We start from the raw sequence: 21,376 nt of genomic DNA, 5'->3' as shown, positions 1-21,376 counted from the left end.
CTTCGCCAGGTGTCGGCGCGCTTGCATACAGTGGCAGGACTTTTTCACATCGCGATCGAAGGGACGTACATGCCCATGGGTCACACGGCCACGGCCGAGGCCGGCTCCGGCGGCCTGACAGCGACCGAGCACCGGTTGGCGAACGGCCTGCGCGTGGTGCTCTCGGAGGACCACCTGACCCCGGTCGCCGCGGTCTGCCTCTGGTACGACGTCGGCTCGCGCCACGAGGTCCGGGGCCGCACGGGGCTCGCCCACCTCTTCGAGCACCTGATGTTCCAGGGCTCCAAGCAGGTCCACGGCAACGGGCACTTCGAGCTGGTGCAGGGCGCCGGCGGCTCGCTCAACGGCACGACGAGCTTCGAGCGCACCAACTACTTCGAGACCATGCCCACGCACCAGCTGGAGCTCGCCCTCTGGCTGGAGGCCGACCGCATGGGCTCGCTGCTCGCCGCCCTGGACGACGAGTCCATGGAGAACCAGCGGGACGTCGTCAAGAACGAGCGCCGCCAGCGCTACGACAACGTGCCGTACGGCACGGCCTTCGAGCGGCTGACCGCCCTCGCCTACCCGGAGGGCCACCCGTACCACCACACGCCCATCGGCTCCATGGCCGACCTGGACGCGGCGACCCTGGAGGACGCGCGGGAGTTCTTCCGCACGTACTACGCCCCGAACAACGCGGTGCTGTCCGTCGTCGGCGACATCGACCCGGAGCAGACCCTCGCCTGGATCGAGAAGTACTTCGGCTCCATCCCCGGCCACGACGGCAAGCCCGCGCCGCGCTCCGGCGAGCTGCCCGACGTCATCGGCGAGCAGCTGCGCGAGGTCGTCGAGGAGGAGGTCCCGGCGCGCGCCCTCATGGCCGCCTACCGGCTGCCGCACGACGGCACGCGTGAGTGCGACGCCGCCGACCTGGCCCTGACGGTCCTGGGCGGCGGGGAGTCCTCCCGGCTGCACAACCGTCTGGTCCGCCGGGACCGCACGGCCGTCGCCGCCGGCTTCGGCCTGCTGCGGCTCGCCGGGGCGCCCTCGCTCGGCTGGCTGGACGTCAAGACGTCCGGCGGCGTCGAGGTCCCGGAGATCGAGGCGGCCGTCGACGAGGAGCTCGCCCGGTTCGCCGCCGAGGGCCCCACGGCCGAGGAGATGGAGCGCGCGCAGGCCCAGCTGGAGCGCGAGTGGCTGGACCGGCTCGGCACCGTCGCGGGCCGCGCGGACGAACTGTGCCGGTTCGCCGTCCTGTTCGGCGACCCGCAGCTCGCCCTGACCGCCGTCGACCGCGTCCTCGACATCACGGCCGAGGAGGTCCGGGAGGCCGCCGCGGCCCGGCTGCGCCCGGACAACCGCGCGGTCCTGGTCTACGAGCCGGTGACCACCGAACAGAGCGAGAGCGACGAGGAAGAGGGGGCGGACCGGTGACCGACACTGCCGCGTCTTTGACGAGCATGGACTTCCACCCGCAGCCGGCGCCGGGCACCGCCCGCCCCTGGGCCTTCCCGGCCCCCGACCGCGGCACCCTGGAGAACGGTCTGACCGTCCTCACCAGCCACCGCCCCGGCCAGCAGGTCGTGGCCGTGGAGCTCTTCCTGCCGGCCCCGCTGGACGCCGAGCCCGCCGGTCTCGACGGCGTGGCCACCATCATGGCCCGCGCCCTCTCCGAGGGCACCGACCGGCACGGCGCCGAGGAGTTCGCGGCCGAGCTGGAGCGCTGCGGCGCCACCCTCGACGCGCACGCCGACCACCCGGGCGTACGGGTCTCCCTGGAGGTCCCGGTCTCCCGGCTGCCCAAGGCGCTCGGGCTGCTCTCCGAGGCCCTGATCGCCCCGGCGTTCCTGGACACCGAGGTCGAGCGCCTGGTGCGCAACCGCCTGGACGAGATCCCGCACGAGACGGCCAGCCCGGCCCGGCGCGCCGCCAAGCAGCTCTCCAAGGAGCTGTTCCCGGCCGACTCCCGGATGTCCCGGCCGCGCCAGGGTACCGAGGAGACCGTCGGGGCGATCGACGCCGCCGCGGTCCGCGCCTTCTACGAGGCGCACGTGCGGCCCGCCACGGCCACCGCCGTGGTCGTCGGCGACCTGACCGGGGTCGACTTGGAGAAGGTCCTCGCGGAGACGCTGGGCGCCTGGACCGGCGAGCCGGGCGAGCCGCTGCCGATGCCGCCGATCACCGCCGACGACACCGGCCGGGTCGTGATCGTGGACCGCCCCGGCGCCGTCCAGACCCAGCTCCTCATCGGCCGGATCGGCCCCGACCGGCACGCCCGCGTCTGGCCGGCCCAGGTCCTCGGCACGTACTGCCTCGGCGGGACCCTGACCTCGCGCCTGGACCGGGTCCTGCGCGAGGAGAAGGGCTACACGTACGGCGTGCGGGCCTTCGGGCAGGTGCTCCGCTCGGACGCCGAGGGGAACGGCGCCGCGATGCTCGCCATCAGCGGCTCCGTCGACACCCCCAACACGGGCCCGGCCCTGGACGACCTGTGGAAGGTGCTGCGCACCCTGGCCGCCGAGGGGCTCACGGACGCCGAGCGGGAGACGGCCGTGCAGAACCTGGTGGGGGTGGCGCCGCTCAAGTACGAGACGGCCGCCTCGGTCGCCGGGACGCTCGCCGACCAGGTCGAGCAGCACCTCCCGGACGACTTCCAGGCCCAGCTGTACGCGCGCCTGGCCGAGACCGGCACCGTCGAGGCGACCGCGGCCGTGGTCAGCGCCTTCCCGGTGGACCGGCTCGTCACGGTCCTGGTGGGCGACGCGGCGCAGATCGCGGAGCCGGTGCGGGCGCTCGGGATCGGTGAAGTCACCGTCGTCAGCGGCTGATCGGCCCCGTCCGGCCGGAGGCGCGGCGCCACCGGCCGGGGCGGACGGAGGACCCCGACGAGCCGTCACGTCGGGGTCCTCCGCGCACCCGTACGAGAGGGGTCCCGGCGGCCCGACCGGCGAACCACCCGGTGAATTGTCCGTATTGACGGCAAGGGTGATCATCTGCCCTGTGGCATGTCTTACAAAAGGCCGTGTTCGGTTGGTGATCGACTGGGGCTCCGCATACCGTCGGTCCGGCTGTTCGCCAGTTGCACCCGCCGCGCCCGCGGCACCGGACAGTCATCGCCGAGTCCCCGTCAGGCGCGAGCCTGGGGAGCCGGGGACCCGCACGCAGTCCCTGGGGTGAATCGGACGCCTTCGTCCCGTACGGAGGGGCCCGTAGGAGACCTTCCTGCTCCGAACCCGTCAGCTAACCCGGTAGGCGAGAAGGAAGGAAAGGAACAACGTCTTCATGGCGTTCACCCGTGCCACCGGGAAGCATCGTGGGTCGAGCCGGATGGCGCGCCGCGGCGCGGGCATCGCCGGCGTGGCGACGCTCGCCACCACCGGCGTCATCGGAACCCTGGCCTCCCCGGCGCTCGCCGCCGACACGGACAACCGCTCCCCCGAGGACACCGGTCTCACCCAGGTGATCACCGAGGACTCCCTCGTCGACCGGCTCAACGCCCAGGCCGACGCCCAGGACCGGCAGGCCTTCGAGGCCGTCGTCGAGGAGAAGGCCAAGGCCGAGGCGAAGCGCAAGGCCGAGGCCCGCGCCAAGGAGATCCGCGAGGAGCGGGCCCGCGCCGCCCGCGAGGCCGAGCGCCGCCGCCTGAACTCCTTCCAGCTCCCCGTCGCCGGCTCGTACGTCTCCACCGGCTACCAGACCGGCGGCTCGCTCTGGTCCTCCGGCAGCCACTCCGGCGTCGACTTCCACGCCGCCTACGGCAGCCGGGTCGTCTCCGTCGGCTCCGGCACCGTCGTCGAGGCCGGCTGGGGCGGCGCGTACGGCAACAACATCGTGATCCGGATGAACGACGGCACGTACACCCAGTACGGTCACCTCTCCTCCATCGGGGTGTACGTCGGCCAGACCGTCGAGCCGGGCCAGCAGATCGGCGTCTCGGGCTCGACCGGCAACTCGACCGGACCGCACCTCCACTTCGAGGCCCGTACGAGCGCCGACTACGGCTCGGACATCAACCCGGTCTCCTACCTCCGCGCCCGCGGCGTCGCCGTCTGACCCGGCGTCCCACGCGCCCCTGACCACCGGGGGCCCTCCGCGTCGCAAAAGCCCCGGCTCGTACTGAGCCGGGGCTTTTCGTCGTCCTGCCGTGGGCCAAAAGGCCGTCATGGATTCCATGGGGGCATCGGAAATTCCGGCGTGCTGCAATAGAGTCGCGGATCAGGCGCAGAACAGGCGCCGCTCGAATTGTCTCGCGCGGACCAAGGCGGAGGTCGGACACATGCGCATTCCCGCGCACTCGGTATGCACGGCGATCCGGGACGACATCGTCTCCGGCGTCTTCGAGCGGGGCAGCCGGCTGACCGAGGAGCAGCTCGCCCGCCGGTACGGGGTCTCCCGCGTCCCGGTCCGCGAGGCGCTGCGCACCCTGGAGTCCGAGGGCTTCGTCCTCACCCGCCGCCACGCGGGCGCGCACGTCGCCGAGCCCACCGAGCAGGAGGCGGCCGACCTGCTCGACATGCGGGCCCTGCTCGAACCGCTGGGGGCCGCGCGGGCCGCGCAGCGGCGCACCGACGCCCACCTCAAGGTGCTGCGCGGCCTGGTCAGGCTGGGCCAGGAGCGGGCCAGGCGCGGCCAGGGCGAGGACCTGCGCTCGCTCGGCGGCTGGTTCCACGAGACGCTCGCGCAGGCCTCCGGCAGCCCGCCGCTGACGGCGCTGCTCACCCAGCTGCGGCACAAGATCGCCTGGATGTACGCGGTCGAGCAGCCCGAGCGGCCGGTGGAGGCCTGGGCGGAGCACGGCGCGATCGTGGACGCCGTGGCGCGCGGCGACGCCGAGCGGGCCAGGGCCCTCACCGTGCTGCACGCGGAGCGCTCGATGTCGCTGCACCGGCTCAAGAGGCCGGAGCGCGGGCGTGTGAGGGTTTCGCAACACGTCGTCAACACGACGAGCGGTCGGAATTAACACGCGCACCGTATACAAAGAATAGGAATTCCGCGGGGCCTTTTTGTGCTGCCCGGAAATCGAGGCGCCGGGAAATCCGGACGTCCGGAAATCGGGGACGCCGGGGCGGGGGAGCGGAAAAGCGAAAGGCCGTGGTCGCCGGAATTCCGGCGACCACGGCCTTTCGGCGTACGGGGGGCGCGAGGGGTCAGACGGTCTCGGGGAGCTCGTCCAGGCCCTCGGCGACCAGCTTCGCGAGGCGGTCCAGAGCGGCCTCGGCGCCGTCGGCGTCCGACGCGAGCACGATCTCCTCGCCGCCCTGCGCGCCCAGGCCGAGCACCGCGAGCATGGAGGCGGCGTTCACCGGGGTGCCGTCGGACTTGGCGATCGTCACCGGAACGCCGGAAGCCGTGGCGGCACGGACGAAGATGGACGCGGGGCGGGCGTGCAGGCCCTCGGCCCAGCCGACGTTGACGCGGCGCTCAGCCATGGTGTTGCCCTTCAAGTCTCAAGCGGGTTGTCTAGACCAGTCTCTCACGGGATGCGAGGTGCTCACACCGACCTTCGGCCCGGACCGGACCGCCTTTCGGCTCCCCCCACCTTGCAACGCGCACCCCCACCGCGCGACCGGTGCTCCACGCGCGCCGCGGTCGTAGGCTGACCCCATGCAGAGCGCGTCGGAGCAGTCGGAAGCGGCGGAACCGCAGGCAACGCCGGAACCGCCGGAGCACGCCTACCCCGACCACTGGGAGGCGGACGTGGTGCTCCGCGACGGCGGCACCGCGCGGATCAGACCCATCACCGCCGACGACGCCGACCGGCTCGTCAGCTTCTACGAGCAGGTCTCGGACGAGTCGAAGTACTACCGCTTCTTCGCCCCCTACCCCCGCCTCTCCGCCAAGGACGTGCACCGCTTCACCCACCACGACTTCGTGAACCGGGTGGGGCTCGCGGTGACCGTCGGGGACGAGTTCATCGCCACCGTCCGCTACGACCGCATCGACGACCGCGGACTGCCCGCCTCCGCCCCGGCCGACGAGGCCGAGGTCGCCTTCCTCGTCCAGGACGCGCACCAGGGGAGGGGCGTCGCCTCCGCCCTCCTCGAACACATCGCGGCGGTCGCCCGCGAGCGGGGCATCCGGCGCTTCGCCGCCGAGGTGCTCCCCGCCAACACCAAGATGATCAAGGTCTTCACCGACGCGGGCTACACCCAGAAGCGCAGCTTCGAGGACGGCTCCGTACGGCTCCACCTCGACCTCGAACCCACCGACCGGTCCCTCGCCGTCCAGCGCGCCCGCGAACAGCGCGCCGAGGCCCGCTCCGTACAGCGGCTGCTCACCCCCGCCTCCGTCGCCGTCGTCGGCGCCGGCCGCGCGCCCGGCGGCGTCGGCCGGACCGTCCTGCGCAACCTCCTCGGCGCGGGCTTCACCGGACGCGTGTACGCGGTGAACGCCGCGCTCCCCGAAACCGGCGACGGCGACGGCGGCCCGGCCGAGCTCGACGGGGTCCCCGCGTACCGCTCCGTCGCCGCCATCGGCGAACCCGTGGACCTCGCCGTCGTCGCCGTTCCCGCCGAACGGGTGCCGGAGGCCGTCGCGGACTGCGGCGCGCACGGGGTCCGGGGCCTCGTCGTGCTCTCCGCCGGATACGCCGAGAGCGGCCCGGACGGCCGCGAGCGGCAGCGCCGGCTCGTCCGGCAGGCCCGCTCGTACGGCATGAGGATCATCGGGCCCAACGCCTTCGGCATCATCAACACCGCCGACGACGTCCGGCTCAACGCCTCGCTCGCACCGCAGATGCCGGCCGCCGGGCGGATCGGGCTCTTCACCCAGTCCGGCGCGATCGGGATCGCCCTCCTCGCCGGACTGCACCGGCGGGGCGCCGGGCTCTCCTCCTTCATCTCGGCCGGCAACCGCGCGGACGTCTCCGGCAACGACTTCCTCCAGCACTGGTACGACGACCCCGGCACCGACGTCGTCCTCCTCTACCTGGAGTCGATCGGCAACCCCCGGAAGTTCACCCGGCTCGCCCGCCGCACCGCCGCCGTCAAGCCGGTCGTCGTCGTCAAGGGCGCCCGGCACAGCGGCAGCGCCCCGCCCGGCCACCGCGTGCCCGTCACCCGCGTCCCGCACGCCACGGTCTCCGCGCTGCTCCGGCAGGCCGGGGTGATCCGCGTCGACACCGTCACCGAGCTCGTGGACGCCGGGCTGCTCCTCGCCGCCCAGCCGCTGCCCGCCGGGCCCCGGGTCGCGATCCTCGGCAACTCCGAGTCGCTCGGCCTCCTCACGTACGACGCCTGCCTCACCGAGGGACTGCGCCCGCTGCGGCCCCTCGACCTGACGACCTCGGCGGTCCCCGCGGACTTCCGGGACGCGCTGGCGGCGGCCCTCGCGGACGAGACGTCCGACGCGGTCGTCGTGACCGCGATCCCGTGGGTCGGCGAGGACGGCGCCACCGAGTTCGGCGACGGGGAGGTCCTCGCGGCGGCCCTCCGCGAGGCCGTCGCCTCGGCCCCCGCCCCGACGAAGCCGGTCGTCGTCGTCCACGTCGAGATGGGCGGCCTCGCGGAGGCCCTGGCGGTGGCCACGAGCACGAGGCCGCCTGCGGCGGGGCGGGGGGCGGTGACGAGTACGGGAGTGGGTACGGGTACGGACACGAGTACGGGGGCGGCTCCGGGAGCCGGGCCCGGAACCGTACCGGCGGCCGCGTCCGCCACCGAACCGACCCCGCCGCCCGGCCGGACCCAGCACCCCGACCGGGCCCAGGCCCCCGGCCCGATCCAGTCCTCCGACCCGATCCAGCCTTCCGGCCCGCTCCCGGCCACCGACCCGGCCCAGGGCCCCGCACCGGCCCCGGCCGCCGACCCCGCCCAAGCCCCCGCACCGGCCCCGGCGACCGACCCGGATCAGGACCCCGCGCCGGGCACGGCCACCGACCCGGCCCGGTCCCCGGGTACCGTCACCATCCCCGCCTATCCCGCCGCCGAGCGGGCCGTGCGGGCGCTCGCCGAGGCCGTGCGGTACGGGCAGTGGCGGCGGCAGGCTGCCGAGCCCGGGCGGGTGCCCGAGTACGAGGACATCGACGAGGCGGGGGCCGCCGCCCTGATCCGGCGGGTGCTCGGCGACACGGAGGCGGACCCGCGGGGCGTCACCCTCGGCACCGACCAGGCCGGCGAGCTGCTCGCCCGGTACGGGATCACCGCCCTGCCGACCCTGCCCGCGCCCACGCCCGACGCCGCCGTCGCGGCCGCCGCCCGGCTCGGCTACCCCGTCGCCCTCAAGACCACCGCCCCGCACCTGCGCCACCGCCCCGACCTCGGCGGGGTCCGGCTCGACCTGGCCACCGAGGAACAGCTCCGCACCGCCTACGCCGAGCTGACCGAAGTCCTCGGCAAGCCCGAGGAGCTCCAGCCGGTCGTCCAGGCCATGGTGCCCCGGGGCGTCGACACCGTCGTCCGCTCGGCCATCGACCCGGCCGTCGGCGCCGTCCTCTCCTTCGGCCTCTCGGGCGCGGCCTCCGAACTCCTCGGCGACACGGCCCACCGGCTCGTCCCGGCCACCGACCGGGACGTCGCGGAGCTCGTCCGCTCCCTCCGCACCACCCCGCTGCTCTTCGGCTGGCGCGGCTCCGCGCCCGTCGACACCCCGGCCCTGGAGGAGCTCCTCCTCCGGGTCTCCCGGCTCGTCGACGACCACCCCGAGGTGGTCGCCGTCTCCCTGGAACCGGTGGTCGTGGCGCCCCGCGGCCTCTCCGTCCTCGGCGCGACCGTCCGCCTGGCCCCGCCCCCGCCCCGCACGGACCTCGGCCCGCGCAGCCTGCCGAACTACTGAACGCGACCGCCGCGAGGGAGTCGGATGTCACAGCCCCGGCCCTTCCGAACCGCCCCGCCGTCCCCGCAACCGGCCGAGCCGTCCTTACCCGGGGCTTAGGATGGAGTCCATGGCGAAGACCGGTACGACGACCCAGGGGCTGCGCGCGGCGATCGAGCGCAGCGGCTACTACCCGGCCCTCGTGGCCGAGGCGGTGGAGGCCGCCGTCGGCGGCGAGGCCGTCGCGTCGTACGTGGTGCACCAGGAGACCACCTTCGACGCGAACGAGGTCCGCCGCCACGTCACCGTCCTCGTCCTGACGCCGAACCGCTTCATCGTCAGCCACACCGACGAGCAGGCCGCCGACACCAGCTCCCCGACCCCGTACGCCACGACCTCCACCGAGTCCGTGAAGCTCGACCGGATCTCGTCGGTCGTCGTCAGCCGCGTGGTCGCCAACCCCGAGTCGTACACGCCGGGCACCCTGCCCCGCGAGGTGGTCCTCACCATCGGCTGGGGCGCCGTCTCCCGCATCGACCTGGAGCCCGCCGCCTGCGGCGACGCCAACTGCGACGCCGACCACGGCTACACGGGCAACGCCACCGCCGACGACCTCAGCCTGCGGGTGAGCGAGGCCGGGGACGGACCGGACACCGTCCGGCAGACCCTCGCCTTCGCCCAGGCGCTCTCCGAAGCCACCGCGGCCACCGCCGCCGCCACCCGCTGATGGCGCAGCCCGCCGCCGCGTCCCACGGCTGGCCCGACGATCCGGTCCCGCTCGCCCCGGAGACCGCGCCGGTGCCCGAGTACGCCACCGGCTCCCTCGGCGACCTCCTCCCGACGCTCGTCGCGGGCCAGGAGGTGCCCGGCTTCACCCCCCGGATCGCCGAACTCGCCCCCGCCGACCGGAACTGCGTCTTCCTGATCGACGGGCTCGGCTGGGAGCAGATCAAGCGGCACCCGGACGAGGCGCCCTACCTGACCTCGCTCCTCGGCTCCTCGCGGGGCGGCACGGGCCGTCCGATCACCGCCGGTTTCCCCGCCACCACCGCGACCTCGCTGGCCTCCGTCGGCACCGGCCGCCACCCCGGCACCCACGGCCTGCCCGGCTACGCCGTGCGCAACCCCGACACCGGCGAGCTGATGAACCAGCTGCGCTGGAAGCCGTGGACCCCGCCGCGCGCCTGGCAGCCGTACCCCACCGTCTTCGGGCTCGCCCACGAGGCCGGGATCCACACCGCCCAGGTGTCCTCCCCGATCTTCGCGCAGACCCCGCTCACCCAGATCGCGCTCAGCGGCGGAACGTTCCACGGGCGGCTCTCCGGCGAGGAGCGCATGGACTTCGCCGCCGAGCAGCTCGCCGCCGGGGACCGCTCGCTGGTCTACACGTACTACAGCGAACTCGACGGCGCCGGGCACCGGTTCGGCATCGACTCCGACGCCTGGCGCGGCCAGCTGATGTTCGTCGACCGGCTCGTGCGACGGCTCGCCGAGCAACTGCCGCCCCGCTCGGCCCTGTACGTCACGGCCGACCACGGCATGGTCGACATCCCGTTCGACGAGCGGCACCGCATCGACTTCGACGAGGACTGGGAGCTGCGCGCCGGCGTCGCCCTCCTCGGCGGCGAGGGACGCGCCCGCCACGTCTACGCCGTGCGCGGCGCCGAGGCGGATGTCCTCACCTGCTGGCGCGAGGTCGTCGGCGAGCAGTTCTGGGTCGCGGGCCGCGACGAGGCCATCGCCCTCGGCTGGTTCGGGGACGAGGTCGACGAGCGCGTGTACGGGCGGATCGGGGACGTCGTCGTGGCGGCCCACGACGACGTGGCCATCACGGCCTCCGTCAACGAGCCCCACGAGTCCGCGATGGCCGGTATGCACGGGTCCATGACCCCCGCCGAGCAGCTCGTCCCGCTGCTCGAAGTGCGCTCCTGACCCTTCCCCCTCCCTCCGTCGTCCACGCCCCGAAAGGTCCCCGACCCGTCATGCCCGAGCTGGTCTTCTTCTCCGGAACCATGGACTGCGGGAAGAGCACCCTGGCGCTCCAGATCGCCCACAACCGCGACGCGCGCGGCCTCCAGGGCGTGATCTTCACCCGCGACGACCGGGCGGGCGAGGGAAAGCTGTCCTCCCGGCTCGGCCTGGTGACGGAGGCGGTCGAGGCGCCGCGGGGCATGGACGTGTACGCGTACCTCGTCGGCCAGCTCTCCCAGGGCGGCAAGGCCGACTACGTGATCGTGGACGAGGCGCAGTTCCTCGCCCCCGAGCAGATCGACCAGCTCGCCCGCATCGTCGACGACCTGGGCCTCGACGTCTTCGCCTTCGGCATCACCACCGACTTCCGCACGAAGCTCTTCCCCGGCTCGCAGCGGCTGATCGAGCTGGCGGACCGCATAGAACAGCTCCAGGTCGAGGCCCTGTGCTGGTGCGGCGCCCGGGCCACGCACAACGCCCGTACGGTGGGCGGGGAGATGGTCGTCGAGGGCGAGCAGGTCGTGGTCGGCGACGTGAACCGCCCGGCGGAGGAGATCGGTTACGAGGTCCTCTGCCGCCGTCACCACCGCAAGCGGATGACTGCGGCCTCGGCCCACGCGGGCGCCCTCTCCCCGGACGTCCTCCCCGTCAACCACGCCTGACGTTCCCGCCCACCCCCGCGACCTCGGGTAACCCCGGCCGGACGGGTCCCGACTCAGCGCCAGCTCCGGTCGCGGTTGCAGGGGCACGGGATGGTCCGCAGCCCGTACATGAGGTCCTGGGCGGTGAAGTGGATCCGTTTCACCGGGCGTTCCGTTCCCGCGTTCCCGTTGGCACACCCCCAGTCCGGGATCCGGGCCGACGGCCGCTCAACGCCCCATCAGGCCAGACGCGCACGGCCCGTCGCCCTGTTCACCCGGTTCGCCCGCGAGGGGTTCATTCCGCCGGAAGCGCCGTCAACGCGTCGAGTGCGGCGCCGTCCACCGGTTCCGTCCCCGTCAGCGTCCCCAACAGGGCCCGGGCCAGGACCGTCGCCGTGTCGATGCGGGTGTCCTCCTCCTCGGCGCCGGTGCCGGCGCCCGTGGCGCGGCCGATCACGGCGTCCCGTACCGCCCGTGAGATGTCGGGCTCGCCGAAGAGGTCGGGGAAGGAGAGCGCCATCATGCACACGCCCACGTTGGCGGAGAGGATCGACTGACCGGCCAGTTCGGGGGGCATCCGCAGGCGGCCGGCGTCGCGGCAGCGCTCCACGGCCTTCAGGAGGATCGTGCGGGCCTCCTCGATGGCCCGCGGCTTGGCGTCGCCCGTCGGCGTGAACATCAGGCGGTAGAGGTACGGGTTGCGCAGCGCGAACGTGACGTGGCTGTCCCAGGCCGTGCGCAGGTCCGCCACCGGGTCGTCGGTGAGCGGGTTCCGCCGTTTCTCGGCGAGGAAGCGCGCGAAGCCGATGTCGGCCACCGCCGTGAGCAGCCCCTGCTTGTCGCCGAACTGGCGGTAGATCTCGGGCATCCCGACCTTCGCCCGGTCGCAGATGGCCCGGGTCGAGATCGCCAGCGCGTCCTTGTCCGCCAGCAGTTCCTCGGTGGCTTCCAGGATGCGCTCTCGGGCCGTCGACATGCCCCCACGGTAGCAGCGCTAACAGGGGGGACCTGGGGAATCCCCTGGCCGGGGCGGAGTGGGCGGAGAGGTGCTCACTTCTGTGTAATCGATGATTACGTGTTGTGTTAGCGTTGCTGACGTTCGCGGGGCGGCGCCCCGTCGAACCCCTCCCGCCCGACCGAAAGGAACCGCCATGACCGCGTCCACCCCCCTGCGCGAAGTGATCGGCCTCCCCCAGGAGCCGCCCCGGCTGAGCGAGTCGGTCCTGATCATGATCGACTTCCAGAACACCTACCGCACCGGCGTCATGAAGCTCGAAGGGGCCGAGGAGGCCGTGGCCGCCGGCGCCCGGCTGCTCGCGGCCGCCCGCGCCGCCGGCACCCCGGTCGTCCACGTCGTCAACGACGGCGGCGAGGGCACCCCGTACGACATCCGGGCCGAGATCGGCGCCCTCAGTGACGAAGTCGCCCCGGCCGAGGGCGAGAAGGTGGTCGTCAAGCGGTTCCCCGACGCCTTCCGCGGCACGGACCTGGAGGAGGTCCTGAAGGACCTCGGCGCCGGTGGCGACCTGGTCCTCGCCGGGTTCATGACCCACCTGTGCGTCCTGTTCACCGCCCAGGGCGCCTTCACCCTCGGCTACCGCCCCACCGTCGTCGCCGAGGCCACCGCCACCCGCCCCCTGGCGGCGCCGGACGGCACCGTCCTGTCGTCGGACGCGCTGGCGGCCGCGAGCCTGACGACGGTCTCCGACCTGTTCGGCACGGTGGTCCGCACGGTCGACGAGCTCGCCGCCCCGGCCCCGGCCGCCTGATCCGTACGGGGAGGGCGCGCGGCACCGGGAGTTCACCCGAGGTGCGCCCGGACATCGCCCGCCGATCGGTTGCGGGTCGCCCGCCTCGGCGGTAATGGCGACGGCCCGTGCGTGACGACCCCACCTCCGGGCGACCCCGCGCCGTACGACCCCTGGAGGACGTGTGCCCCCCGCCGCCGAGACCGTGCTCGACCAGGTCGACGGCGGGGAGGACACGGATCCCGGCCCCCGGTCCGGGGGCCGGGGCGGGGGAGCGCGGGCCGCGGGCGCCGCCGCCCTGCTCACCGCCGTCCTGTTCTGCCTCGCCACCGCGCTCTCCCGCGGCCACCCCTTCGGCCCGGTCACCAGGAACGTCGTCGACCTGGGCCAGCAGTACCTGCCGTACCACGCCTACTGGCGCTCCTTCCTCCTCGGCGAGACGCACGGCGACGCCTTCCTCAACTGGAACTCCGGCTTCGGCGCCAACTTCCTCGGCGACATCGGCACGTACCTGAGCAGCCCCGCCGCCCTGCTCGTCGTCCTCTTCCCGGCGGACCGGATCGAGCTCGCGCTGTACGTCGTCACCGCCGTCAAGATCGCCGCCGCCGGGGCCGCCATGGCGCTGCTGCTCCTGCGGCTGCGCCCCGGGCCCTGGCCGGTCGCCGCCGTGCTCGGCACCGCGTACGCCCTCTCGGGCTGGACCCTCAACTTCGGCTCCACCGTCCCGATGTGGCTCGACGGGCTCGTCGCCTTCCCGCTGCTCTGTCTGGTCGGCGAGTGGGCCCGCACCGGCCGCCGTCCCGTCCTCGGGCCGCTCGTCGTCGCCCTCGCCTGGACCGCCAACTTCTACACCGCGTACATGGCGACCCTCGGCGCGGCCGTCGTCCTCGCCGTCCGGCTGCTCACCGCCGAGGAGACCGCCACCGCCCGGCAGCGCCTCGCCGGGGCACTGCGCGCCGCCCGGGGCGTCCTCCTCGGCGTCGGGCTCGCCGCGCCGCTCGTCGCGGTCGTCTTCCTCGGCACGAAGACCGCCGACCCCACCCCGGAGGTCACCTTCGTCCCCGTGGCCTGGACGGAGGTCTTCGCCCGGCTCCTGCCCGCCACCGCGAGCTCGGCCAGCCCCGCGCTCTTCATCGGCACGCCCGCCCTCGCCCTCGCCCTGACGCTGCCCTTCAACCGGGCCGTCGCCCCGCGCGTCCGGGCCGCCCTGACGGCCGCCGTCGTCCTGGTGACGCTCTCCCTCCAGTGGGAGCCCACCCATCTGCTCTGGCACGCGGGGGCCTCGCCCAACGGCGTCCCGTACCGTCAGGCCTTCGTGCTGTGCGGCCTGCTGCTGGTCGCGGCCTGGTTCTCGGTCGCCGGGGGAGTGCCCCGGCCCGCCGCGCTCCTCGCGGGCGGCGCCCTGCTCGGCCTCCTCGCGTGGACGGCCCGGGGGAGCGCCGACATCGACCGCTGGACCTTCCCCGCCTTCGGCGCGGCCGCGCTCCTCGCGCTCGTCGCCGTCCTGCTCGCCCTGAGAGCCGCCGGAGCCGCCGGGGCCGCCGGAGCCGCCGGGGCCGCCGGGGCCGCCGGGGCCGCCGAGGCCGCTGGGGCCTCCAAGACCGCCGGGGCCTCCGGAACCGCCAAGGCCTCCGCCGTCGGCCGCCGGGCCCTGCCCCTCCTCGCCGTCGTCCTGCTCGTCGCCGCCCAGGCGGGCGAGGCGGCCGTCACCGGGAAGCGGATCGAGGAACGGCAGCGCGGCGAGGTCGCCTGGTCGCCCCGGACCGGCCCCTGGCACGAGGCCGTGGCCCGCGAGGCGGCCCGCGCGGACGCCTGGCCCCGCCACCGCACGGACCCCGGAGAGGTCCCCGGCGGCAACGACGCCCTGCTCGTCGGCGGCCAGGGCGCCGAGTACTACAGCAGCCTCACCTCCGGGACGACCTCCCGGACCCTGACCTCCCTCGGCTTCGGCTCCTACGCCAAGGGCCGGCACCCGGTCACCCTCGACAACCCCGTGACCGACGCCCTGTTCTCCGTCGGCACCCGGATCCGCTCCGAACCCGTCGAGCCGGTACGGCGGGACGCGCCGCCCCGCGCCTCGGTCACCGCCACCACCACCCCCGTACCGCCCCTGGTCACCGTCCGTCCGGCGCCGCGCCCGGCCGGACCCGCCGGGGACTCCGCCTTCGCCCGGCAGGAACGCCTCCTCGGCGCCTCCGTGTACGAGCGGCCCGTCCCCCGCCGCACCGGACGCGTCCTCACCGCCCGCTGCCCGGCCGGCTCCCGGGTCTGGTTCTGGGCGCCCGAGTACCGGGGCACGGCGGCCCTCGCGGGCGGGGAACCCGTGCGCTTCGACGGCAGGCCACCGGCCGTCACCGCCCCCATGGGCGCCCTCGGCACCGTCCCCGAATCCGGCGAGGTGCGGATCGCCCTCGGCCCCGAGGGCAAGGCGCGGCTGCCCCGGGAACCGGTCGGCTGCCTCGTCCGCGCCCGGCTCGACGCCGCCGTGGACCGGCTCGCCGCCACCGGCGCCACCCGGGTCCGTACCACCGGACACACCGTCACCGCCGCCCTCCCGCCGGGCAGTACGGGCGTCGCCGTCCTCGCCGTGCCCCGGATCTCCGGCTGGAGGTGCGCCGCCGGAGACGCGGACCTCCGCCCCGCGCGCGCGTACGAGGGCCTCGTCGCCGTCCCCCTCGACGGGCGGGCGGACACGGTCCGCTGCTCCTTCCGGCCGCCGGGCCTCCGCCTCGGCGGCGCCGTGGGCGCGGCCGCGCTCCTCGCGCTCGTGGCCACGGGCGTCCTGCACCGCGGGCGGGCCCGTGGCTGACGGGCCGTCCCGGACGACCCGGGAGGACGGCGAAAGTTCACCCCGCGTGCACGCGGGGCTCGTCCGGCCGGAGGGGCGGGCCGCTACCGTGCCCGCCGTAAACGGCGTTCAACAGTCCGATTCAGTGTGGGGAAACCGAGTGCCGAAACTGTCCGTCGTCGTACCGTTCCACAACGTCGGGGCCTATGCCCCCGACACCCTGCGCAGTCTCGCGAACAACGCCGATCCCTCCTTCGAGTTCCTGCTCGTCGACGACTGCTCGACGGACGACACCCCGGAGGTCCTCGACCGCTGGCGCGACCGCCTGCCGAACGCCACCGTCATCCGGCACGAGACCAACCGGGGCGTCGCCCAGGCGCGCAACACGGGCATCGACGCGGCACGCGGCGACTACCTCACCTTCCTCGACGGCGACGACTGGTACGCGCCCGGCCACCTGAGCGCCGCTGTCGCCGGGATCTCCCGCCTGGACTGCGACTTCGCCCGCACCGACCACGTCCTGTCGGAGGGCCGCAAGCGCCAGATCCGCTACGCCCCCGCCAAGCGGCGCGACACCGTGATGGACCCCAGGGACGGCATCTCGCCGGCCGGCATGGTGACGATGGTGGACTACCCCTTCGTCCCCTTCGGCATCTACAGCGGCCGCCTCTTCGCGGACGGCGCCTCCCGCTTCGAGACGACCCTGAGGACCGCCGAGGACCGCCTCTGGATCTGGCGGCTCCACCTCAGGGCCCGCACCTTCGCGGCGCTCTCCCTGCACGGGGTGTTCTACCGGCGGGGCGTCACCACCTCGCTCACCCAGATCACCGACAACCGGCAGCTGGACTTCATCCCCTCCTACGACCTCCTGCTCGCCGAGGTCGCCGAGGACGCCGAGGCGGACCGCTTCCTCCCGAAGGCGGTGCGCACGTACTGCGCGATGATCGCCTTCCACATGGGCAAGGCCGAGAAGTACGAACCGGCCGTCGCCGGGCGGCTGCGCGCCGACGTCGGCGACGCGCTGCGCCGTATGCCGCAGGGGGTCCTCGACGAGACCCTCGCCACCATGGACACCCGCCGCAGCACTCTCCTCCGGGGCCTGCGCGAGACCGGAAGGACCGCCTGACCCATGGCTCCCGAAACGGCCTCCGCCCCCGATACGGCCTCCGCCCCCGACACCCGTCCCGTCCAGATCTTCCAGGTGTCCACCCTCTACGGCGCCGCCACCCTGGCCGCCGCCCTCGACGCCGGGCGGTTCGGCCCCCGCGAGGACGCCCGCCGCCTCCTCCTCGTCTCGCACAACGCCGAGATCCCGGAGACCGCGCTGCGCCTGGAGACCATGACCGGCTACGGGCGGATCGCCGCCCGCTTCGACGCCACCCTCGACTGGAACGAGACGATCCACCCGTACCACCCCGCCGCCTGGGCCCCCCGCCCCGAGGAGGCCCCGCTCTGGCAGCGCGTGCTGCGCACCGCCTGGGACCTCGGCGACGCCCCGGTGGAACTCGTCGTCGAGTCCATCCAGGTCAACCCCGCGAAGGCGCTCGCCGGCACCTTCCCCGAGAGCTCCCTGCACGTCTACGCCGACGGCCTGATGAGCTACGGCCCCACCCGCAACGACCTCGCCCAGTCGATCGCCTGCCGCATCCGCCGGGTCCTCCACCTCGACCTGGTGCCAGGCCTGCGCCCCCTCCTCCTCCGCGAATACGGCGTCGAGCCCGAGCTGGTCCCCGACGACGCCTTCCGCGCCGTCCTCGCCGAGATCGCCGAGGAGGCCGCCGACGACCCGGCGATCGCGCGGGCGGCCGCCGCCGCGCCCACGGCCCTCCTCCTCGGCCAGTACCTCGCCGCCCTCGGCCTCCTCACCGCCGAGGAGGAAGAGGAGCTGCACGTACGGATGCTGCGCGGGGCGGTCGCCGCCGGACACCGCTCGATCGTCTTCAAGCCCCACCCGACCGCGCCCGCCCGCTACTCCCGGGCCCTCGACGAGGAGGCGGAACGCGCCGGCGTGCGCCTGACGCTCCTCGACGGGCCGCTGCTGGCCGAGACCTTCTACGAGCGGTGCCGGCCCCGGCTCGTCGTCGGCTGCTTCTCCACGGCGATGCTCACCGCCGCCGTTTACTACGGCGTCCCCATCGCGCGTGTGGGCACGGCCGAGGTCCTCGCACGGCTCACCCCCTTCGAGAACAGCAACCGCATCCCGCTCACCGTCGTCGACCACCTGGTCGCGGACCTGGAGCGGGGCGAGGAGCCCGCCGTCCCCGGCCCGGCCCCCGCCTCGCTCACGCCCCTGGTCCGGGCCGTCGGCTACTGCATGAGGCACGGGAGCCACCCGGAGCTCCGGGAGGAGGCGACCCGCTTCCTGGCCGCCCACCACGACGACCCCGGCACGGCCCACCACTTCGACGCCGCACGGCTGACCCTGCTCGGTCTGCCGGGCGGCACGGCGGCGGCACCGGCCACGGGCGGCGCGTCCCGGCTGCGCCGGGGCCTCGCGCGGAGCCGCCGGGGCTGAGCCACTGCGGACGGGCGGATGGCCGGACCGTCCCGGTCAGTGCCCGACCGACCTGACCAGGGTGAAGACCGCGCCCTCCGGGTCCGCGACCACGGCGAGCCGCCCCGCCGTGCCGTCGCGCGGCGGGGACAGGACCCGGCCGCCGAGCTCCACGACGAGCCGGGCGGCCGCGTCCACGTCGGCCACCTCGAAGTACGTCATCCAGTGCGGGCCCCGGTCCCGGGGCAGCGCGTCGCCGACGCCGTGCAGGGAGGCCACCGGGGTCCCGTCCACGAAGAGCGTCGCGTAGTCGCCCTCGGGCGGGTCCGCCGGACCCAGCTCGAAGTCGAAGACCGTCCGGTAGAACTTGCCGATCGACGTCTCGTACGTGAGCAGCTCGTTCCACACCGGGGTCCCCGGCGGCCCCGCCGTCGCCGTCCCGTGGTGCGCCTTCGCCTGCCAGACGCCGAAGACCGCGCCCGTCGGGTCGGAGCAGATCGCCATCCGGCCCGCCTCGCCCGCGTCCAGCGGGCCCACCGCGACGGTCCCGCCGCAGCCCCGGATGGACTCGGCGGTCTCGTCGGCGTCCTCGGTGGCCAGATAGGGGGTCCAGGCGATGCGCAGGTGCCGGTCGACCGGCAGCCGGCCGATGCCCGCCACCTCCCTGCCGCCGAGCAGGGCGCGGACGTACGGGCCGAGCTGCTCGGGGCCGGGGACGAACTCCCAGCCGAAGAGCGCGCGGTAGAACTCCTGCGTGGCGTCAAGCCCGTGCACCATCAGGCTCACCCAACAGGGTGTGCCGGGTGGGCGCCGAGTCGCCTCGGTCATCGTCACCCTCTCCTCGGACCATCGTCGTGGCCGTGCCCCCGTCCGATGGTGAAACCGGTGGTGGCGCGGTGCGCCCGGGCCGCGCCCCGTGAGGGCGCGCTCCCGTGGGAAAGACGCCGGGTCCGTCCCGCGCGGCCGTGCGGCTGCGCGAGTATGGCATCCATGAAGCCCATCATCTCCGCAAGCGAACTGCAGAGCGAGTCGGCCGGGGTCCGGCCGCCGGTCCTCCTGGACGTCCGCTGGGCGCTCGGCGGACCCCCCGGACGGCCCGCCTACGAGGCCGGTCACCTGCCCGGAGCGGTCTACGTCGACCTGGACGCGGAACTCGCGGGACCGCCCGGGAGCGGCGGCCGCCACCCGCTGCCCGACCCGGAGGCCTTCGGCGCCGCGATGCGCCGTGCGGGCGTCTCGGCGGACCGTCCGGTCGTCGTCTACGACGGCGGCTCCGGCTGGGGCGCCGCCCGCGCCTGGTGGCTGCTCCGCTGGGCGGGCCACCCGGACGTGCGGGTCCTGGACGGGGGCCTGGCGGCCTGGACGGGCGAGCTCACGGAGAAGGTCCCCGCGCCCGAGCCGGGCGACTTCCGGCCGGAGCCGGGCGCCCTCGGCCTGCTCGACGCGGACGGGGCGGCGGCGTTCGCCCGCTCGGGGCTGCTCCTGGACGCGCGGGCGGCCGAGCGCTACCGGGGGGACGTGGAGCCGATCGACCGCGTCGGCGGCCACATCCCGGGCGCGGTCTCGGCCCCGACCACCGACAACGTCGACGCCGGGGGCCTCTTCCTGGCCGCCGACGCCCTGCGGGACCGGTTCGCCGCCCTGGGCGCGGCCGGGGAGACCCCGGTCGCGGTCTACTGCGGCTCCGGCGTGTCCGGCGCCCACGAGGTCCTCGCCCTGGAGATCGCCGGCATCCCGGCCTCCCTCTACGCGGGCTCCTGGTCGGAGTGGTCCGCCGACCCGTCCCGCCCGGTGGCCACGGGCCCGGACCCGCAGTAGGACCGGACGCGACGGGGCCCGCGCCGTGGTCGTGGCGCGGGCCCCGTCGTACACCTCCGTCACCTCCGGACGGAGGTCAGTCCTGCTTCTTCCTCCGCGTGCCGAAGACGATCTCGTCCCAGCTGGGCACCGCCGCGCGCCGCCCCGGGCGGACGCCGTCCGCCTCGGCCTGGCGGTCGGTGGTGCCGGTGAGCCGGTCGCGGTGGCCCGAGACGGCGCGGGGCATGAGCACGTCGGCGTACGCGGCGCCCGCGCCCGCCGAGGCGGCCGGGGCCGGGGGCTCCTCCGCCTCGGGCTCCTCCACGGGATCGGACGAGTCCGGCTGCTCGGGCACGACCATGTCGCCCCGGAAGCTCGGCACGGCCTCCAGGAGGCTGGTCAGGGAGTCCCGCTCGTCCTCCGCCTCGGGCGGCGGCGCGGGGGCCCGCTCCAGCTGGCGGTCCAGGGCGCGGTCGAGCGGCCGGTCCCGGGGCAGCCGGGCGATGCGCGGCACGAACGGGAAGCTGGGCTCCGGCGCGGCGGCGATCGTGTCGTCCGTCTCGCCGATCAGGGCCCGCGCCTCGTCGTCCACGGCCTGGACGAGCCGCCGGGGCGGGTCGTACGTCCAGCTGGCCGTGTGGACCTCGCCCGCGACGCGGTAGACGAGCAGCACCTCCCAGGTGCCGTCGTCCCGCCGCCAGGAGTCCCACTGCACGGTGTCCTTCTCGGCGCCGCGCAGCAGCAGCCGCTCCTGCACCGCCTCGCCGAGCTGGGGGCCGCTGTTCTCCCCGGGCCTGCGGACCGGGGTCTTGCGGGCCCGCTCCGCCATGAAGGCGCGCTCCGCGAGCACGGGGCCCTCGAAGCGGCGCACGCGGTCGACGGGGATGCCGGCGAGCTGGGCGACCTCCTCGGCGGAGGCACCGGCTCGTATCCGCGCCTGGATGTCACGGGGGCGGAGGTGGCTCTCCACCTCGATCTCGATCTGGCCGAGGCGCGCGCGGTCGTTGCGCACGGCGGCGCGGAGCCGCTCGTCGATCGGAAGTGTGTACTCCGTGCTGTCAGCAGCCTTCAGCACCAGTCGTGTGCCGTCGTTGGAGACGGCCACGACACGCAGTTCGGGCATGGGGACCTCCCGGGTGGTGCCTGCCGACGTCACGTGCGTCGCTGCTTCCGCTAGTCGAGTGTGGCCTGCCCGGGTGCAGCCTGC

The 21,376-nt window shown here is 74.6% G+C and carries 17 protein-coding genes and 1 riboswitch; of the genes, 13 read left to right on the top strand and 4 right to left on the bottom strand.

All coding sequences use genetic code 11. The annotated features are described in order from the left end of the window. Nucleotides 1–69: 69 nt before the first annotated feature. The 4 genes from ACIQVI_RS29560 to ACIQVI_RS29545 all read left to right on the top strand — a co-directional run bounded on the left by ACIQVI_RS29560 (nt 70) and on the right by ACIQVI_RS29545 (nt 4,942). Nucleotides 70–1,416: a pitrilysin family protein gene (locus ACIQVI_RS29560; protein ID WP_351968709.1), complete on the top strand. Its 1,347-nt coding sequence runs from the start codon at nt 70–72 to the stop codon at nt 1,414–1,416. Nucleotides 1,417–1,442: 26 nt separating this feature from the next. Then, on the top strand, nt 1,443–2,810 hold the full coding sequence (locus ACIQVI_RS29555; RefSeq protein ID WP_351968815.1) for a pitrilysin family protein: 1,368 nt from the start codon (nt 1,443–1,445) through the stop codon (nt 2,808–2,810). Nucleotides 2,811–3,086: 276 nt separating this feature from the next. Then, nucleotides 3,087–3,252, top strand: a riboswitch (cyclic di-AMP (ydaO/yuaA leader). 12 nt (nt 3,253–3,264) lie between these two features. Beyond that, nucleotides 3,265–4,035 (top strand): M23 family metallopeptidase, encoded by a 771-nt coding sequence (locus tag ACIQVI_RS29550; RefSeq protein ID WP_121828409.1) that lies wholly within the window; start codon nt 3,265–3,267, stop codon nt 4,033–4,035. A 223-nt stretch (nt 4,036–4,258) separates the two neighbouring features. Then, the gene (locus ACIQVI_RS29545) at nt 4,259–4,942 is read left to right on the top strand and encodes a GntR family transcriptional regulator (RefSeq protein ID WP_121828410.1); all 684 of its coding nucleotides are present in this window, start codon (nt 4,259–4,261) and stop codon (nt 4,940–4,942) included. Nucleotides 4,943–5,129: 187 nt separating this feature from the next. Here the strand turns inward: ACIQVI_RS29545 and ACIQVI_RS29540 are convergent, their stop codons facing one another. Further along, nucleotides 5,130–5,411: an HPr family phosphocarrier protein gene (locus ACIQVI_RS29540; protein WP_121828411.1), complete on the bottom strand. Its 282-nt coding sequence runs from the start codon at nt 5,409–5,411 to the stop codon at nt 5,130–5,132. 175 nt (nt 5,412–5,586) lie between these two features. On the opposite strand from ACIQVI_RS29540, the gene ACIQVI_RS29535 reads away from it, so the two are divergent. The 4 genes from ACIQVI_RS29535 (at nt 5,587) to ACIQVI_RS29520 (ending at nt 11,363) form a co-directional block, all read left to right on the top strand. Then, a complete protein-coding gene (locus tag ACIQVI_RS29535; RefSeq protein ID WP_403601346.1) occupies nt 5,587–8,751 on the top strand; it encodes a GNAT family N-acetyltransferase in 3,165 nt (1,054 codons plus the stop codon). A 109-nt stretch (nt 8,752–8,860) separates the two neighbouring features. After that, a complete protein-coding gene (locus ACIQVI_RS29530; RefSeq protein WP_121828413.1) occupies nt 8,861–9,457 on the top strand; it encodes a DUF5998 family protein in 597 nt (198 codons plus the stop codon). Beyond that, complete coding sequence (locus tag ACIQVI_RS29525) at nt 9,457–10,662, top strand: alkaline phosphatase family protein (RefSeq protein ID WP_403601342.1); 1,206 nt, start codon at nt 9,457–9,459, stop codon at nt 10,660–10,662. Before ACIQVI_RS29530 ends, ACIQVI_RS29525 begins: the two co-directional genes overlap by 1 nt. 50 nt (nt 10,663–10,712) lie before the next feature. Then, a complete protein-coding gene (locus tag ACIQVI_RS29520) occupies nt 10,713–11,363 on the top strand; it encodes a thymidine kinase (protein ID WP_121828415.1) in 651 nt (216 codons plus the stop codon). Nucleotides 11,364–11,637: 274 nt separating this feature from the next. Here ACIQVI_RS29520 and ACIQVI_RS29515 read toward each other — a convergent pair whose 3' ends face one another. After that, nucleotides 11,638–12,318, bottom strand: coding sequence for a TetR/AcrR family transcriptional regulator (locus ACIQVI_RS29515; protein ID WP_403601339.1), 681 nt, complete (start codon nt 12,316–12,318; stop codon nt 11,638–11,640). A gap of 175 nt (nt 12,319–12,493) precedes the next feature. Between ACIQVI_RS29515 and ACIQVI_RS29510 the strand changes: the two genes are divergently transcribed. The 4 genes from ACIQVI_RS29510 to ACIQVI_RS29495 all read left to right on the top strand — a co-directional run bounded on the left by ACIQVI_RS29510 (nt 12,494) and on the right by ACIQVI_RS29495 (nt 18,393). After that, nucleotides 12,494–13,111, top strand: coding sequence for an isochorismatase family protein (locus ACIQVI_RS29510; RefSeq protein WP_351972413.1), 618 nt, complete (start codon nt 12,494–12,496; stop codon nt 13,109–13,111). A gap of 163 nt (nt 13,112–13,274) precedes the next feature. Beyond that, on the top strand, nt 13,275–15,899 hold the full coding sequence (locus tag ACIQVI_RS29505; RefSeq protein ID WP_403601336.1) for a YfhO family protein: 2,625 nt from the start codon (nt 13,275–13,277) through the stop codon (nt 15,897–15,899). Between the two features lie 139 nt (nt 15,900–16,038). Continuing rightward, a complete protein-coding gene (locus ACIQVI_RS29500; RefSeq protein WP_403601333.1) occupies nt 16,039–17,004 on the top strand; it encodes a glycosyltransferase family 2 protein in 966 nt (321 codons plus the stop codon). A 3-nt stretch (nt 17,005–17,007) separates the two neighbouring features. Continuing rightward, the gene (locus ACIQVI_RS29495) at nt 17,008–18,393 is read left to right on the top strand and encodes a polysialyltransferase family glycosyltransferase (RefSeq protein WP_403601331.1); all 1,386 of its coding nucleotides are present in this window, start codon (nt 17,008–17,010) and stop codon (nt 18,391–18,393) included. 36 nt (nt 18,394–18,429) lie between these two features. Here the strand turns inward: ACIQVI_RS29495 and ACIQVI_RS29490 are convergent, their stop codons facing one another. After that, nucleotides 18,430–19,200: a VOC family protein gene (locus ACIQVI_RS29490; RefSeq protein WP_403601328.1), complete on the bottom strand. Its 771-nt coding sequence runs from the start codon at nt 19,198–19,200 to the stop codon at nt 18,430–18,432. A 162-nt stretch (nt 19,201–19,362) separates the two neighbouring features. Between ACIQVI_RS29490 and ACIQVI_RS29485 the strand changes: the two genes are divergently transcribed. Beyond that, nucleotides 19,363–20,190, top strand: a complete 828-nt coding sequence (locus ACIQVI_RS29485) for a sulfurtransferase (RefSeq protein ID WP_403601325.1) — start codon at nt 19,363–19,365, stop codon at nt 20,188–20,190. A 76-nt stretch (nt 20,191–20,266) separates the two neighbouring features. Here ACIQVI_RS29485 and sepH read toward each other — a convergent pair whose 3' ends face one another. Further along, nucleotides 20,267–21,325: a septation protein SepH gene (gene sepH, locus ACIQVI_RS29480; RefSeq protein WP_351972012.1), complete on the bottom strand. Its 1,059-nt coding sequence runs from the start codon at nt 21,323–21,325 to the stop codon at nt 20,267–20,269. Nucleotides 21,326–21,376: the final 51 nt, after the last annotated feature.

Origin of the sequence: Streptomyces sp. NPDC098101, from assembly GCF_044760185.1 — a bacterium.
In the GTDB taxonomy this organism is placed as follows: domain Bacteria; phylum Actinomycetota; class Actinomycetes; order Streptomycetales; family Streptomycetaceae; genus Streptomyces.
Note: the sequence above shows the minus strand (reverse complement) of the source record. Positions and strands in the feature narration are given on the sequence as shown.